13 protein-coding genes are annotated in these 16,994 nt (G+C 45.5%); 4 read left to right on the top strand and 9 right to left on the bottom strand.

Going from position 1 to position 16,994, the window contains the following annotated elements; genetic code table 11:
* Positions 1–10: 10 nt before the first annotated feature.
* The 6 genes from proB to vcdP form a co-directional block, all read right to left on the bottom strand.
* Positions 11–1,150, bottom strand: a complete 1,140-nt coding sequence (gene proB, locus B853_RS03065) for a glutamate 5-kinase (protein ID WP_010446316.1) — start codon at positions 1,148–1,150, stop codon at positions 11–13.
* Positions 1,151–1,272: 122 nt separating this feature from the next.
* Positions 1,273–1,662 (bottom strand): sigma factor-binding protein Crl, encoded by a 390-nt coding sequence (crl, locus tag B853_RS03060; RefSeq protein WP_038886918.1) that lies wholly within the window; start codon positions 1,660–1,662, stop codon positions 1,273–1,275.
* A 118-nt stretch (positions 1,663–1,780) separates the two neighbouring features.
* Positions 1,781–3,028 (bottom strand): esterase FrsA, encoded by a 1,248-nt coding sequence (gene frsA, locus B853_RS03055; RefSeq protein WP_038886919.1) that lies wholly within the window; start codon positions 3,026–3,028, stop codon positions 1,781–1,783.
* Positions 3,029–3,118: 90 nt separating this feature from the next.
* Positions 3,119–3,583 carry a xanthine phosphoribosyltransferase Tet(34) gene (gene gpt, locus B853_RS03050; protein WP_038886920.1) on the bottom strand — a complete coding sequence of 155 codons (465 nt, stop codon included), beginning with the start codon at positions 3,581–3,583 and terminating at the stop codon, positions 3,119–3,121.
* 584 nt (positions 3,584–4,167) lie between these two features.
* Positions 4,168–5,457 carry an NCS2 family permease gene (locus B853_RS03040; protein ID WP_038886921.1) on the bottom strand — a complete coding sequence of 430 codons (1,290 nt, stop codon included), beginning with the start codon at positions 5,455–5,457 and terminating at the stop codon, positions 4,168–4,170.
* Positions 5,458–5,943: 486 nt separating this feature from the next.
* Positions 5,944–6,030, bottom strand: a complete 87-nt coding sequence (gene vcdP / locus B853_RS26965) for a small protein VcdP (protein ID WP_017188447.1) — start codon at positions 6,028–6,030, stop codon at positions 5,944–5,946.
* 463 nt (positions 6,031–6,493) lie between these two features.
* On the opposite strand from vcdP, the gene B853_RS03035 reads away from it, so the two are divergent.
* Positions 6,494–7,966 carry an aminoacyl-histidine dipeptidase gene (locus tag B853_RS03035; RefSeq protein ID WP_038886296.1) on the top strand — a complete coding sequence of 491 codons (1,473 nt, stop codon included), beginning with the start codon at positions 6,494–6,496 and terminating at the stop codon, positions 7,964–7,966.
* Between the two features lie 75 nt (positions 7,967–8,041).
* Here B853_RS03035 and B853_RS03030 read toward each other — a convergent pair whose 3' ends face one another.
* The gene (locus tag B853_RS03030) at positions 8,042–8,581 is read right to left on the bottom strand and encodes a DUF3332 domain-containing protein (protein WP_010446291.1); all 540 of its coding nucleotides are present in this window, start codon (positions 8,579–8,581) and stop codon (positions 8,042–8,044) included.
* Positions 8,582–8,911: 330 nt separating this feature from the next.
* Between B853_RS03030 and B853_RS03025 the strand changes: the two genes are divergently transcribed.
* Complete coding sequence (locus tag B853_RS03025; protein ID WP_038886298.1) at positions 8,912–9,982, top strand: succinylglutamate desuccinylase/aspartoacylase family protein; 1,071 nt, start codon at positions 8,912–8,914, stop codon at positions 9,980–9,982.
* Positions 9,983–10,081: 99 nt separating this feature from the next.
* On the opposite strand, the gene B853_RS03020 is transcribed toward B853_RS03025, so the two are convergent.
* Positions 10,082–10,384 carry a DUF3622 domain-containing protein gene (locus tag B853_RS03020; RefSeq protein WP_010446286.1) on the bottom strand — a complete coding sequence of 101 codons (303 nt, stop codon included), beginning with the start codon at positions 10,382–10,384 and terminating at the stop codon, positions 10,082–10,084.
* Positions 10,385–10,746: 362 nt separating this feature from the next.
* Positions 10,747–14,643 carry a phosphoribosylformylglycinamidine synthase gene (gene purL, locus B853_RS03015; RefSeq protein ID WP_038886301.1) on the bottom strand — a complete coding sequence of 1,299 codons (3,897 nt, stop codon included), beginning with the start codon at positions 14,641–14,643 and terminating at the stop codon, positions 10,747–10,749.
* Positions 14,644–14,957: 314 nt separating this feature from the next.
* Here purL and mltF point away from each other — a divergent pair, with 314 nt between their 5' ends.
* Together mltF and B853_RS26655 are read left to right on the top strand one after the other, a co-directional pair.
* Positions 14,958–16,562 carry a membrane-bound lytic murein transglycosylase MltF gene (gene mltF / locus B853_RS03010; protein ID WP_038886303.1) on the top strand — a complete coding sequence of 535 codons (1,605 nt, stop codon included), beginning with the start codon at positions 14,958–14,960 and terminating at the stop codon, positions 16,560–16,562.
* A gap of 287 nt (positions 16,563–16,849) precedes the next feature.
* Positions 16,850–16,984: a hypothetical protein gene (locus tag B853_RS26655; protein ID WP_010446281.1), complete on the top strand. Its 135-nt coding sequence runs from the start codon at positions 16,850–16,852 to the stop codon at positions 16,982–16,984.
* Positions 16,985–16,994: the final 10 nt, after the last annotated feature.

Genomic DNA, 16,994 nt, shown 5'->3' with positions numbered 1-16,994 from the left:
CCCTCAATTTCTATTCTTGAATGACGACAAGATCATCGCGATGAATCACTTCTGAGCCGTAGTCATGACCCAAAATAGAGATGATATCTTTACTGTGCTTACCAGCAATTTTTGCTAGGTCTTCACTTGAGTAGGCGCTGATACCACGAGCAACCAGTTTACCGTGTGAATTCGTCACACGTGTTACCTCACCACGAGCAAAATCACCACTTACTTTGATAACACCTTTCGCGAGTAGGCTACTACCCTTACCCACAACGGCATTTACAGCACCGTCATCAATAAAAATATCACCTGCGGCAGCTGGTCCCGCTAAAATCCAGCGTTTGCGATTCTCTAATGCTTCAGAGCAAGGCAGGAAACGCGTGCCTTGTGGCTCTGAACTCAATGAGTCAAAGATAACATTTGGCGCACTACCCGCTGCGATAATCACTTCAATACCCGCACGACGCGCGATATCTGCCGCTTGAAGTTTGGTTGCCATACCGCCAGTGCCTAGCGTGGTTCCACTACCACCAGCAATTTTACGCAAAGTGTCATCAATCGTTTTCACTTCTTTAATCAGCTCAGCATTTGGATCTTTACGTGGGTCTGCGGTAAACAAACCTTTTTGGTCAGTCAAGAGCAGTAACTTGTCTGCACCACATAAAATCCCCACCAAAGCAGACAAGTTATCGTTGTCACCCACTTTGATTTCGTTCGTCGCTACTGCGTCGTTTTCGTTCACGATAGGGATAATGTCGTTTGCTACCAATGCGTTAATGGTGTCACGCGCATTAAGGAAACGCTCGCGATCGTCCAAATCCGCGCGAGTCAGCAGCATTTGACCAATTTTAATACCGTAAATACCAAACAGAGACTCCCATGTTTGAATCAAACGGCTCTGGCCCACTGCGGCAAGTAACTGTTTACTCGCCATCGCGTTGGGCAGTGCGGGGTATCCAAGATGCTCACGGCCTGCTGCAATAGCACCAGACGAAACCATTACGACTGAATGGCCTTGTTTTTTTAGCTCCGCACATTGACGAGCCAGCTCTACCATGTGAGCACGGTCTAACGCCAAAGTGCCGCCTGTTAGCACACTTGTACCCAGTTTCACAACGACGGTCTGTGGTTGTGAAACAACTGCATTCTGTTGATTCGTTGTCATGATGTCTTCTGAAATGAAAAACAAATAAAGAGTGGATGTTTTAGCAATCAAATGGGGATTTAACAAGCAGAAAAGGTGCGAAAACGCACCTTTTTGTCTTATGGAGGAAGAAAGCAGCCAAATTAGGCGAAATCAAACGATTCTGTATGATATTCCACTTCTAACTTAAAGTGCTCCGCCACGGTTTCAATCAGTTTCTGATGGAAGGTGCTTTGGGTAAGATACACTTCTTCAGTTACCTTATTTGGCAATGATTCAGAAGTCCAATCTCCGTCTTTATTGTATTTGCCAATGTGGTATTTGGCAGTAAAGCCTCCGTCGACGGATTCCAATTCCATCCACCATCCCCAAAATTCCCGTTTCTCTGGGGATTTTTTATCGTCTACACAGACTGATAAACAGTCAAAATAGTAATGGCCTTGTTGTGACTGTGGTTCGCGCAAGTAGGGGCCTATCGCCTTCAACTTTGACATCAAGCGAAAGTGAGTCGGTCCTTGAGTCGTCTCTGACATAAGAATCTCCGTTTCCATAGTGAGGATATTTAGCTACCCAAGAATGATTATTATTTTTAATTATCATGAGCTTATTTTTTGCTCACATATATCACTCTTAACTAAATTAGAAGATTTGTCATCTTAATAATTCGTCTTCCAACCACTTTATGGCTAAATCGAGGGATTGCTCATACCCTTTTGTAATCGTTTTGGAACTGATTTTCTTTGCCTGCCCATACTGGCTAAACAGCGCAACAAGCTGGTTATCACTGTGAGGCGAAACCGGATCTCCCTCTAGGCTCAACGCCAAAATAGGAACCTTAGTCTTACGACTGCTGAGAAAACCTTGCACCTTAAGTGACCATGCCATCATCTGGCCGGCCATGCTGTTAATGTCGACCGCGTGTTTACCCAAGCGTGAAGCGAGTAAATCGAGGTACATCTTCGGCATTTGCTGCAACTTTTTAGGAGAGGTAAACAGATCATGTACCGGCGCACCCAATGCGACACACGCTTTAATTTTTTCTTGTTCAACGAATGAAAGACGGATCATGGCATTACCACCAAAGCGGAAACCAATTAAGCCGACTTTATAATGGTCGACCCACGGCAGTTTATACAACTCATTCAACACCGCTTGGTGTAAGCAGCTAGAGTCTTCCGTTAGTGGCCAATGAGAACTGTGGCCAACGGACGGCATATCGATAGTCAACATCGCGATGTCTTTTGGTGCAAGGTGATTGCGGAACAAACGCCACATGTCCGTTTGCAGGCTATCTAACCCTGCACTGACCATCACAACAGGAAGTTGCTTATCAGTACGAGGAAGATGCAGGTTCGCGATGATCTTGCGCTTCTGGTAAGGCACTTCGATCTGCTTAACGACATATTTCGTCTTCTCTGAACCTTCGGTGTAGGCTTTATTTGCCAATACTTGCGCTTGAATGGCTAAGTTGTCGTTCTTTAAATGCGGGTAGCCCGCGATGCTAAAGCACAATGACGCGGTAAATAGCTCATCTGCGGCTTCCTCACCTTGCATTTCATTCGCACGACGTTGATGCTCCATGCCCAACTTAATCCATTCAAATGTCCAGTTACCACTGTGGTACCCCATGACGGTATCAAGCCATTTATCTTCCGTACGAGAATGATTCGATGATGCAATCTTAGACAGCACGCCTTCCATCTCGATTGGTGATAAGCCCTGCCAAGACCATTGAAGACGTCTCAAATGACGATACCAAGCACGCTCACCACGCTCTTCTCGCTCATCAAGAACCTTTTGGCTCGTCGGCATATATTGAGTAAGGGCGGAAGTTTCTCTCGCTTGTTTATGTTTAACAAACAAAGTTTCGGAGAGGTTTTTACTGACGTCTTCTGACATAGGAAGAACTCTAGGCTGGTTGCAATAGCGTAATAATAATAAAAAAAATGCCCCTATAAAGGGGCATTTCTCAATATTCTTGGCACAAACTTACTTTTGCTTGCGGTTTACTGGCTCAACGAACTGGATAGACATATCCCATGGTTGCTCAATCCAAGTGTCTTGAGCGATATCTACCACGTAGTCATCAAGCAGCTCTTTGCCAGATGGCTTCGCACATACAGCAATCAGTTTCGCTTTCGGGTACATTTCACGAAGTTTACGTGCTGTATCGCCACTGTCTACTAGGTCTTCAACGATTAGGTAACCTTCGCCGTCACCTTCAGGTGCTTTAATTACCGTCATATCGCGTTGGTGATCGTGATCGTAGCTTGAGATACAAATAGTATCGACGTGACGAATACCTAACTCACGAGCCAAGATAGCTCCAGGAACCAAACCACCACGGCTTACCGCCCAAATACCTTTCCATTGCTCAGCTGGCATTTGTTTCTCAGCCAGTTCACGGCAGTAAGACTGCATCGCATCCCAAGTGATAATGAATTTTTTACTCATTGTAATAACCTAATAATTTCAAAATATGCATCCCCTCTGCTTAGCTGATGGCGCTGAAATGGACTCATCAAGCTAAACTTTCCACACCAGAGGAAATGGGGGTTTCAAGCTGCGCAAACGATTATTCTACCGAAACACTTCATTAATACCAACGCTGATATCAAAATTCTCCGCCTATTACGCAGAAAAATCGAATTCGGTGAACAACACAAAATAGAGAAGTGAATGAATTTGCGTAGAAACTAGGGGCTGTTGACCTTTTGCGGTTAAATTTTGTTCGAGATAAAAGCGTTTTAATCGCGGCGAGAGGTTTGTAGCCTAGCATTCTAAGCAAAATTCTCTCAACAAAGAGTAAAACGCTTTTAGCCGAACCCTTCGGGCAGCGTTTGTGGCTCCTCTCTACTGCGTTATCGGCTTATCAGGTAGGGCAACTACATTTCAAAGCCTCTGCCTTGTATAAAGAACCCACAAACTGCTGCAAAAATCAGCTCAAAAGGTCAACAGACCCTACTCACAAAAAATCTGCAAATAAAAAGCCAGTGTGAACCCTCAGTCCACACTGGCTTTTCTTTCATTGGCTAAAGTTAGCCTAGAATGTACTTCGCAATGAAGATTGCAGACATCACCCACACACTCATCGAAACTTCACGACCTTTACCACTGAACAGTTTGATCGCTGCGTAAGCAATGAAGCCTAGCGTGATACCTTCTGCGATAGAGAAAGTCAGCGGCATTACCAAACACGTTACTACAACAGGAGCCGCTTCTGTTAGGTCACGCCAGTCGATACCAACAAGACCAGAAAGCATTAGGATAGCAACATAGAATAATGCGCCTGATGTCGCGTACGCAGGGATCATTCCTGCTAGTGGTGAGAACAATAGAGCCAAGAGGAACAGCACGCCAACAACCACTGCCGTAAGACCTGTACGACCACCAGCAGCCACACCAGAAACACTCTCAATGTATGAAGTCGTGTTTGAAGTACCTAGTAGAGCACCCACTGACGTTGCTGTTGAGTCAGCTAGCAGTGCTTTGTTTAGGCGAGGAATGTTACCGTTTTCGTCCGTCAAACCTGCTTTTTGCGAAACGCCAACTAGCGTGCCTGCCGTATCAAACAAGTCAACGAATAGGAAAGCAAAGACAACTGAGATCATGCCCACTTCGAATAGACCAGAGAAGTCTAGCTGCATGAAGGTTGGTGCGATGCTTGGTGGAGTCGACATGATGCCGCCCCACTGAACGTCACCAAAGATAAGACCAAGAATCGTCACACCTAGGATAGCGATCATGACCGCGCCTTTAACACCACGGTGAACCAATGCAATCGTCATGAAGAAGCCAATCGCCGCAAGCACAGACGGTAATGACGTGATGTTACCCATTGAAACTAGCGTTGCTGGGTTATCTACTACGATACCTGCATTTTTCAGCGCGATGAAAGCAAGGAAAAGACCGATACCCGCAGAGATACCAGTGCGGAGAGAAAGTGGAATAGAGTTAATGATCCATTCACGAATCTTGAAAATACTCAGTAAAATAAATAGCAAACCGGACACGAACACTGCTGCTAGCGCCACTTGCCAAGTGTACCCCATGCCCAACACAACTGAATATGTGAAGAACGCGTTTAGACCCATACCAGGGGCCTGAGCGATTGGGTAGTTTGCTACTAAGCCCATGATGAAACAGCCAATAGCCGCCGCAAGACACGTCGCAACAAAAACGGCACCACGATCCATACCGGTATCAGCAAGGATTGCTGGGTTTACAAAGATAATGTAAGCCATGGTTAGGAAGGTTGTAACACCTGCGATGATCTCAGTGCGCACATTGGTGCCATTTTCACTAAGTTTAAAGAGCCTTTCGAGCATGATCGAATCCTGTAAAGGTAAAAAAGTAAACGGTTGCGTAATCGATTGGCTCGGATTATAAAGTTATCAAATAACAAATTCCAGATAGAATTTTCACTCTAATAGGATTTTTTTCTTCGGATATGAAACCTATTCGCTAACACCTCCAAGAGAGAAAAGCTTTAGGTCTTACGAAACAAGAACTAAGAAGCTCACGTTCAGTCAAATGCAATGAGTGCAAACTGAACAATGTTGTAAACTTTCAAACGCAAAATCATGGTTTCGGGCACTCAATACCCAAATAATTAGTCTGAAAACGAAACAAGTGAGATAAGCAATACCAGAATGGAAGCTTGGTGGCGATAAAATAGCCGAGGATAGGAAAAGCAGATAAAAAAACGCCACTCAATTTGAGTGGCGGTGAATCATGTCAGCACTATGCACTGAAAAAAAATTCCAATTTATAGGGGTGAACAAACTTGTTCGAGTCACATGCGTTGGCTTCAATTAGTAACCAAAGCTTGTTGGGTATACAAAGTTACCGGTGTAAACAGATTTGCTGTTCCAGAACATTGCACTTGGTAAACCTTTCATAAATATCACCTTCTAAATCAATTAATACTGTCAAATTTGGTTGATTTCTCGGTTCCTTGGAGGCGATAAAACGGACTCATCCTTTGAGCATTTCATTCTTCTCTCAGAAGCTGGTTACAAATATACCACCAAGAAATTTAATTACAAGCATAAAAGTGATTAAACTCACACTTTTCATTTAAATTGATCTCCATCAAACAAAAACTGTAAGTTAATTACAGTTTTGTGAATTAAAAATTTAAGATACTTACAATCAAATAAACCTTATTGCATAGGTGTATTTTGCTCTGTTCAGAATCTGTGACAGCTCATAGTGATTTCCTTTCTCCCTCGACTACTCGCCTCTCTCATCTGGTGGTATGCTTGGTGCCAATTCAAAAGCCAAGACCAGTTAGCATTTATTGCTAAACACTCAATATATTTACGGTTTAAATTTGGCAAAGCACATCAAAAGGAGTCTTCCGTGTCTGAATTCCATTCTGAAATCAGTACCTTATCACCTGCTCCACTTTGGCAGTTTTTCGATAAGATTTGTTCAATTCCTCACCCTTCAAAGCATGAAGAAGCTCTAGCGCAATACATCGTAAGCTGGGCGACAGAGCAAGGTTTTGACGTACGCCGCGATCCAACTGGCAACGTGTTCATAAAAAAACCAGCAACGCCAGGCATGGAAAACAAAAAAGGCGTCGTTCTTCAAGCGCACATCGATATGGTGCCGCAAAAGAACGAAGACACTGACCACGACTTCACTAAAGATCCAATCCGACCATACATTGATGGTGAATGGGTAACAGCAAAAGGTACAACACTTGGCGCTGACAACGGTATCGGCATGGCATCTTGCCTTGCGGTTTTAGCCTCTACAGAAATCAAACACGGCCCTATCGAAGTGCTTCTGACAATTGATGAAGAAGCAGGCATGACTGGCGCATTTGGTCTTGAGCAAGGTTGGCTAGAAGGCGACATCCTTCTAAACACGGATTCAGAGCAAGAAGGCGAAGTTTACATGGGTTGTGCTGGCGGTATCGACGGCGCAATGACATTCGACATTACTCGTGATGCAATCCCAGCAGGTTTTGTGACTCGTCAGCTAACGCTGAAAGGCCTAAAAGGTGGTCACTCTGGTTGTGACATCCACACTGGCCGCGGCAACGCGAACAAGCTTGTAGGCCGTTTCCTAGCAGGTCACGCACAAGAGTTGGATCTTCGTCTTGTTGAGTTCCGTGGTGGTAGTCTACGTAATGCGATCCCTCGTGAAGCCTTCGTTACCGTTGCTCTACCAGCAGAGAATCAAGACAAGCTGGCAGAACTGTTCAACTACTACACTGAGTTACTAAAAACTGAGCTTGGTAAAGTTGAAACCGACATCGTGACTTTCAATGAAGAAGTGTCAACAGATGCACAAGTGTTTGCAATTGCAGACCAACAACGTTTCATCGCAGCATTGAACGCTTGTCCAAACGGCGTGATGCGCATGAGTGATGAAGTTGAAGGCGTGGTTGAGACGTCTCTTAACGTTGGCGTTATCACAACTGAAGAGAACAAAGTAACGGTTCTATGCCTAATTCGCTCACTGATCGATTCTGGTCGTAGTCAAGTTGAAGGTATGCTTGAGTCAGTCGCTGAACTTGCGAATGCGCAAATCGAATTCTCTGGTGCTTACCCAGGTTGGAAACCAGATGCGGATTCTGAAATCATGGCTATCTTCCGTGATATGTACGAAGGCATTTACGGTCACAAACCAAACATCATGGTTATTCACGCAGGTCTTGAATGTGGTCTGTTCAAAGAACCTTACCCGAACATGGATATGGTTTCTTTCGGTCCAACCATCAAGTTCCCTCACTCTCCAGATGAGAAAGTGAAGATTGATACCGTTCAACTGTTCTGGGATCAAATGGTCGCACTTCTGGAAGCGATTCCAGAAAAAGCGTAATCCAAGTCAGATACGAAAAAGGGTGCCGAGGCACCCTTTTTTATTGCGAGCTTTTTATTATCAGCGCTTCGCAAATTATGCACGAGTTTGCGCGTAGGCTGCTAGCTCATCCATAGAAGTCTTAGCAACCACTTCACCATCGATGTAGTAAGTAACGAAATCGCCTTCACGAACACCCATTAGCGTCGCTTTTTCACCATTGTTGTAAGTGATGTCCATTTGAACTGTATTTTCGTCAAGCTGCTGCATTTGGCCTTGTTCGATAACACGGTTGTTTGTTAGAGGACCAATCGGCGCTGTCGTTAGAGACTTGTCTAGCTGGTGGTTTACGTCGATGTAAGTATCCATCTTGGTATCAAAGATGTGTGGTTTACCGTTTAGTGGGTTTTTACCAGTCCAGAACTCTAGTGAGTTGAACACGATGTAGTCAGCCGCAATAGCAACACCGTAAACTGGCGCCATTAGCATGTTTAGGCCACCACGAGCGTAACGGTTATCTACTGCTTTTAAGTTAAAGCCCATCACGTAACCCGTTACTGCGTTACTACCTACACAGCCAGAAAGAGAAACTGCAACAGCAGTTAGTGCGCCAATTTTAGCAATCGCCTTTTTCATCAAAACCTCTAGTTAAATGGTATTAGGTCAAAAATTCGGCGGGGATATTAGCGGATAAAAAGGCCCGGTAAAAGTCAGTTTTTTTCAAATAAATTTGATGTATTAAATTTAAAACAATGCCATTTATACCGTGAATATAATGACAAAAAGCAGCATCAAAACCAGTTCATTCGAAACAAAAACAACTTCAAAAGGAATACATTCAACGTACATCTGGCGCTTTATCGCTCACATCAACAAAATGTTTTTTTCGTCACATCAACAAGAATGATTAGTGTGAATTTGAACCAGTTGTTACATTGTTGATAACGTATTTGACAGAGATGGTTTATGGCCAGAAGTAAAAAAAGCAAAGTATTTGAGCTACTCGGGCATCAAGTACAACCAGGGCAGCGATTAGAAACTGAATTTGAAGCAGCGCAGCTTTACACGCACTCACCGCTTTCTATCCCTGTGGAAATTATCCACGGTAAGCAAGAAGGTCCTGTACTCATGGTGAATGCCGCAATCCATGGTGATGAGCTTAATGGCGTAGAGATCGTTCGTCAGATGATCAACCAATTGGATCCTGCAAAGCTGAAAGGTACCGTGATTGCCGTGCCTATCGTGAACGTGTTCGGCTTTATCCATAAATCGCGCTACCTACCAGACCGCCGTGACCTAAACCGTTGCTTCCCAGGCAGTGAAAAAGGTGCATTGGCATCACGTATGGCGCATGGTTTCTTCAATAACATCGCCAAGCGTTGTGACTATATTTTGGATCTTCACACGGGTGCGATTCACCGTACTAACCTGCCACAGATCCGCGCGAACTTGAGCAATCCTGAGACACTGCGTATTGCAAAAGCATTTGCCACACCAGTGATCGTAGACTCAGCTCTACGTGACGGTTCTCTGCGTAGCGAAGCGGAGAAATGCGATATCCCAGTACTGACCTATGAAGCGGGTGAAGCTCTGCGCTTTGACCCACTATCCATCAGCGCAGGTGTACTGGGCGTTCAACGTGTGATGCAAGCAATCGGTATGCTACGTGCGAGCCGTAAGAAACTACCTGAACCAATTATCGCGAAATCCACCAGCTGGGTTCGTGCATCCGGTAACGGTATTTTGCGTACTGTGGTTAACCTAGGAGACAAGGTAGAAGAAGGCGAAACGCTAGCATACATCAGCTCTCCTCTGGGTCACGATGAGCTTGAACTAGTCGCACCGAAAGGTGGTATTGTTATTGGCCAGCAAACACTGCCACTTGTGAATGAAGGCGATGCTATTTTCCATATCGCTTACTTCAAACAAAACGATGAAATGGTAGAGCAAGCGGTTGAAAGCTACATTGAAGAGCTGACTGAGTTTGATGTCGACCAAGTAACGACAGGGCAAATCCCGTTAGACACTCAACAGTAACCTCTTAATTTACATTCAAATAAAAATGCCCCGAGATGAACTCGGGGCATTTTTTAATTCAGATTTGATGGTACAAATCGACCATCTAGTAAGCTGAGATTACTCTTCGTCAGCTTCAACTTCGCGTGCTTTGCGAGCTTCTTCTTTGCGAACTTTTGCCGCTAGTTGCTCTGCTTCACGCTCTTGACGCTGTACTGCTTTACGCTCGTTACGAACCACTTGGTTTTGAACAAAACCTGCTAGTTCTTGCTCAGCCCAAGCTTGTGCTTTCTCTTCGCTGTCAAAGCCAGTTTCACGTTTTGATACTACAGTCTTACGAGATGTCACTTGACGAGTGATCTCTGCGCTCCAACCGTTACGTTTTTCAGTTACGCGGATAGCAAATTTTGGATTTTTAGACATTTCTTTCATTTCCTAAGGGATTAATCAGGGATTCGGTCAACTTGATAACTCCATCTAAGCTGAGCTGTTTAACACCATCCCTTGGTAAGCGCGGTATTAGAGCATAAAAGTTACCGAAACGCTGCAAGTTTTTTACAGTAGATAAGGCACGAACGAATTGGGGAACTCTCACGATTCATTGTTAAAAAGAGATTTCCTACTCCTTCCTTCGTCAGTCTAGGAAATGACGCCGCTGTTCTTTCTCGCATCTCGAAGCGAGGCGTTCCATCGGACGAGATCCATTCTCGATTCCCTTAAATAAAAAAGCGCCAGTCTTTCAACCAGCGCTTTATTCTTTTCGTTAACCTTGGACTACGTCGTAATTAGCCGATGTTCTTGCGTGCGTTTTGGAACATACGCATCCAAGCACCATTCTCGCCCCAACCTTCTGGAGACCATGAGTTCGCTACTGTGCGGAATACACGCTCAGGGTGCGGCATCATGATAGTCACACGGCCATCTTGAGTCGTTAGACCTGTAATTGCGTTTGGCGAACCGTTCGGGTTGTTCGGGTATTGCTGAGTAGGGTTACCGTGGTTATCAACGTAACGAACTGCAACCGTGCCTGACGCTTCAATCGCTGCTAGGTGGTCAGCATCACGTACTTCTACGCGCCCTTCACCATGAGAAACCGCGATTGGCATACGCGAGCCTTCCATACCATCGAAGAATACAGAGTCAGATTTCTGAACTTCAACTAGGCTGAAACGAGCTTCAAAACGCTCAGATTCGTTACGAACAAAGCGTGGCCATAGGTCTGCACCCGGAATTAGCTCTTTTAGGTTCGATAGCATCTGACAGCCATTACACACACCTAGAGAGAACGTATCTTCACGCTTAAAGAAGCCTTCAAACTGGTTGCGAGCTTGTTCATTGAACAGGATAGACTTAGCCCAACCTTCACCAGCGCCTAGAACGTCACCGTAAGAGAAGCCACCACACGCCACTAGGCCTTGGAACTCTTCCAGTACAGCTTGACCCGTTAGGATGTCGCTCATGTGAATATCCGTTGCTTCAAAGCCTGCACGGTCAAAGGCTGCAGCCATCTCTACATGAGAGTTAACGCCCTGCTCACGCAGAATTGCCATCTTAGGCTTAGCGCCTTTCGCAATATATGGCGCTGCGATGTCTTCATTTACATCGAAGCTTAGCTTAACGTTTAGGCCTGGGTCAGAGTTGTCTTTCTTCGCTTCATGCTCTTGGTCAGCACATGCTGGGTTATCACGCAGACCTTGCATCTTGTGCGTTGTCTCCGCCCAGATAGTACGTAGTTCAGTACGGTTGCGTTCTAGAACGACTGTATCACCAGAAGTGATCACTAGCTCGTCAGATGCTTCTACTGAGCCGATTACGTGTGAACACGCTTCTAGGCCGTTTGCTGCAAGAGTAGAAAGTACAACGTCTAGGTCATCATTCTTAACCTGGAGTACCGCACCTAGCTCTTCGTTAAATAGAGAGGCTAGAGCGTCGTCACCTAGGTCAGCAATATCTGCTTTCACACCGCAGTGACCCGCGAATGCCATCTCAGCAAGAGTAACGAATAGACCGCCATCGCCCTTATCGTGGTAAGCCACAACTTGGTCATTCGCGACTAGAGTTTGAACGCCTTCGTAGAAACCTTTTAGCTGTGCTGCGTTATCTACGTCTGCTGGCTTATCACCAAGCTGCTTGTAAACCTGTGCTAGCGCTGTTGCACCTAGACGGTTTTGACCATTACCTAGGTCGATAAGAACAAGGCTAGTGTTGCCTTTATCTGTGCGAAGCTGAGGTGTGATTGTCTTACGCACATCTTCAACACGAGCAAACGCAGTGATGATCAGAGACAGCGGAGACGTTACTTCTTTCTGCTCGCCATTCTCTTCCCACTTGGTCTTCATCGACATTGAGTCTTTACCCACAGGGATAGTCAGACCAAGTGCTGGACATAGCTCTTCACCCACAGCTTTCACTGCTTCATAAAGACCTGCATCTTCACCTGGGTGGCCTGCTGGAGACATCCAGTTCGCAGACAATTTAATGTGTTTGATGTCACCGATGTTTGTCGCAGCGATGTTGGTGATTGCTTCACCCACCGCTAAACGAGCCGAAGCACCGAAATCTAGCAGAGCAACTGGTGTACGCTCACCCATTGACATCGCTTCACCATGGTACGTGTCGTAGCTTGCTGCAGTTACCGCGCAGTTTGCTACAGGTACCTGCCACGGACCAACCATTTGGTCACGCGCTACCAAGCCAGTCACCGTGCGGTCACCGATGGTGATTAGGAATGTTTTCTCTGCAACCGTTGGAAGACGAAGAACGCGATCCACAGCTTCGTTTAGCTCGATACCATCACGGTTAACTGCAGGATTGTTCGCTTTAAGCGTTTTCGCATCGCGGTGCATCTTAGGCGTTTTACCAAGAAGCACATCCATTGGCATGTCGATTGGTGTATTGTCGAAGTGTGAATCTTCTAACTTCAGCTCACGCTCTTCTGTTGCGATACCTACTACTGCGTATGGTGCGCGCTCACGCTTACAGATAGCGTCAAATACTTCCATATTCTCTGGCGCAACTGCCATTACGTAGCGTTCTTGAGATTCGTTACACCATATCTCAAGTGGGCTCATACCTGGTTCATCGTTTGGAACATCGCGTAGTTGGAAAATACCACCACGTTCGCCATCGTCTACAAGCTCTGGAAGTGCATTAGAGATACCACCTGCGCCCACATCGTGGATAAATGCGATTGGGTTCTGTTCGCCAAGCTGCCAACAACGGTCGATCACTTCCTGACAGCGACGCTCCATCTCTGGGTTTTCACGCTGTACAGAAGCAAAATCTAGGTCTTCTGCTGATTGGCCAGATGCCATTGAAGATGCCGCACCACCGCCAAGTCCGATGTTCATTGCAGGACCACCAAGAACGATTAGACTTGCGCCGACTGGGATCTCTTTCTTCTGAACATGCTCATCACGGATGTTGCCCATACCACCAGCAATCATGATTGGCTTGTGGTAACCACGAACCTCTTCACCGGCGTGAGAGTTCACTTTTTCTTCGTAAGTACGGAAGTAACCAAGTAAGTTTGGACGACCAAATTCGTTGTTAAACGCCGCACCACCTAATGGACCTTCTAGCATAATGTCTAGGGCGTTAACGATGCGACCCGGCTTACCGAAATCTGTTTCCCATGGCTGTTCAAAACCAGGAATACGCAAGTTAGATGTAGTGAAACCAACAAGACCTGCTTTTGGCTTACCACCAATACCAGTTGCGCCTTCATCGCGGATTTCACCACCAGAGCCAGTCGAAGCGCCCGGCCACGGAGAGATTGCTGTTGGGTGGTTGTGCGTTTCCACCTTCATTAGGATGTGCGCTTTCTCTTGGTTGTAACCGTACTGGCGAGTTTCTGGGTTCGGGAAGAAACGACCAACATCGGAACCCACCATTACCGCTGCGTTATCTTTGTAGGCAGATAGAACATTTTCTGGCGTGGTTTCAAATGTGTTTTTGATCATCTTGAACAGAGACTTCTCTTGCTTCACGCCGTCGATAGTCCAATCTGCATTAAAGATCTTGTGACGACAGTGCTCTGAGTTCGCCTGTGCAAACATCATCAATTCGATATCAGTTGGGTTACGGTCTAGCTTGTTTACGAATGCATCATAAAGGTATTCGATCTCATCATCAGCAAGAGCAAGGCCTAGGGTAACGTTTGCGTTTTCAAGCGCAGCACGGCCACCGTTTAGTAAGTCAACGTCTGCTACTGGTGCAGGCTCCGCTACTTGGAACAGAGCGGCGGCTGATTCGAAATCAGTGAAAATGACTTCCATCATTCGATCATGAAGAATCGCTTTCAGCTCAACAAGTTGAAGCTCAGAAAGAGCAGATGGTGTTTCAATATAGTAAGCAGTACCACGTTCTAGGCGAACCACTTTAGCTAGGCCACAATTATTCGCGATGTCGGTAGACTTTGAAGACCAAGGAGAAATTGTACCTGGACGAGGAGTCGCAAGCAGCAGAAGTCCTTCTGGCGCATGCTCTTCAATTGTTGGACCGTAAGTCAGGAGTTTCTCTAGTTTCTCAACTTCTTGATCATCTAGATCTGCTGATAGCTCAGCAAAGTGAGCAAACTCTGCGTAAATACCTGTGACAGGTAAGCCTAGTTCACGACAAAGCTCTAGAAGCTTGTTAACACGAAATTCAGATAGAGCTGGGGAGCCACGAAAAATTCTCATGTGCTTAGGTCTCTTATGCAATTGGTTAAGGTCTATTGACCTGAGGTGATATTGGAATAAATTCAGTGGGTTAGACTGTTTTACTTCGAACTTATGCCGATTCCACCTCTTGGTTGCGAGCGCATTATATAGCAATTGTTTTTGTGATGTAACACCAAAAGCAACCGTTTGCGTCATTTTTTTTGTCAAATTAGAGTTACAGCCGAAATGTCGATAAAACACACAATGTCGCACTCTATCTGTCTGATTCACTTTGCCCAACTTGCACGCTTTGATATAAAGGCAACTAGAATTTATCGAGACGTACCAAATTAATGCAAATAAGTCAGTTCAACCGATTCAAGCGCAGCGCCCTACTTTTCGCCTCTGTGCTTCTACTTTCTGCCTGCCAGATTGAATCGGAGCCTAAAAGTGAGTTTGAGCTAATCCAAGAACGTGGTGTTCTGCGAGTTGGCACTCTCAACAACCAACTTTCCTATTACATTGGTCCTGATGGCCCTGCTGGCCTGGATTACGAACTGGCGCGCAAGTTTGCTGAACAGTTAGGTGTTAAGTTGGAAATCAAACCTGCTTTCCGACAAGCTGAGTTATTCCCTGCCCTGAAAAAAGGTGATATCGATATCATCGCGACAGGTTTAAACCAAACCTCTCAAGCGGTACAACGCTTCCGCCCTGGACCTGCTTATTACTACGTCAGTCAACAAGTAGTGTATAAGAAAGGTCAACTGCGCCCACGCGATATTGACCAGCTAATCAGCTATCAAGAATCTAAAGATGACAAAGCGGAAGATAAAGAAGCCAATGCCGGTGCAGAAACGCTACAAATCGTTGAACAATCACAATTTGTTCCAACATTAACTACGCTACAAAAAGAGTACCCTGATCTTCAATTTGAAATTGTTGGTGATGCGGATACTCGCGATCTATTAAAACAAGTATCTACAGGTGAACTCCGGTTTACCGTGACTGATTCGGTAGAGTTATCTTTAGCTCAGCGACTTTATCCTGACCTTGCACAAGCCTTTGAGTTAACAGAAGACCAGCCAGTGTCTTGGTTTACACGCCGATCTGAAGATGAAAGCTTATACGCAATGTTGATCGAGTTCTTTGGCGGCATCAAACAGTCTGGTGAACTAGCAACATTAGAAGAGAAGTACATTGGTCATATTGAAGCGTTTGATTATGTAGATACTCGAGCCTTTATTCGAGCACTGGACAACACCTTGCCCAAATGGGCACCACTGTTCCAGAAATACAGTGAAGAGTTTGATTGGCGCTTAATTGCCGCGTTAGCTTACCAAGAGTCACATTGGAAACCGGCTGCAAAATCACCAACAGGTGTGCGAGGCATGATGATGTTAACACTGCCGACAGCAAAAAGTGTTGGCGTAACTAACCGCCTTGATCCTGAACAGTCAGTACGTGGTGGTGTTGAGTATCTACGCCGTATCGTGGCCCGCGTACCAGATTCAATCAATGAGCATGAGAAGATTTGGTTTGCATTAGCATCGTATAATGTCGGTTATGGTCACATGATGGATGCTCGAAGATTAACGAAGGCACAAGGTGGCGATCCAAATTCATGGGCAGATGTGAAAGAGCGTCTACCGTTGCTGCGTCAGAAGCGTTTCTACAGCCAAACTCGTTACGGTTATGCTCGTGGCGATGAGGCACGTAACTACGTTGAGAATATTCGTCGTTACTACCAATCGATCATTGGCCACGTGAGCCAAAAACCTGCGATTGATGAAGATACCGACGACCTACAAGTGATACCACCGCTCAATCCAGATTTGCTAATTTCAGGAGCGGTAGAGACACTGGCTGAGCAAGTTTCAGGCGCGGTTGAAGCCACATCAAATACTGAAGGGATTTCGCCTCAAGGGACAGAGCAAACGCCTGCTCAAAAAGCAGAATAAACCCTTCGAAAATAGCGAGCACTCAGCTCGCTATTTTTTTATTGAGTCAACAGATAAAGTTATCTAGAATCCAGTCTTTCGGGCTTATCTAGCTTGTGATTCTATTTGGTGTCATACCAATAACTGGCTCGCATGAAAGAGATGCTCTTTTAGTCACCTCTCCTCGAACTGATGCCACCTTCCTCTGTAAGCGTGCTTCATCAGAATGTCATCGATTGATAATAAATCAGACGCTTTGCGGTGCGAGTGTCGGAGAGTGTGTTCGTTGCCTGCAAGAGGTTCTGAATATGAGAAAACGCAGAGTGCAGTCAAAACGTTTGAATAAGACAGTGGCTGCAAACCGCCGTAAGCGCAAGCTTACAACAATGAAGAAAAAAGTCAGTGCACGTAACCGTGTATTTGTTCACCTAGTGAACCACTGAAACGTGAAGC

It is taken from the genome of Vibrio rotiferianus CAIM 577 = LMG 21460 (assembly GCF_002741985.1).
In the GTDB taxonomy this organism is placed as follows: Bacteria; Pseudomonadota; Gammaproteobacteria; order Enterobacterales; family Vibrionaceae; genus Vibrio; species Vibrio rotiferianus.
The sequence above is the reverse complement of the archived record's forward strand: the minus strand, read 5'-3'. Positions and strand labels throughout refer to the sequence as shown.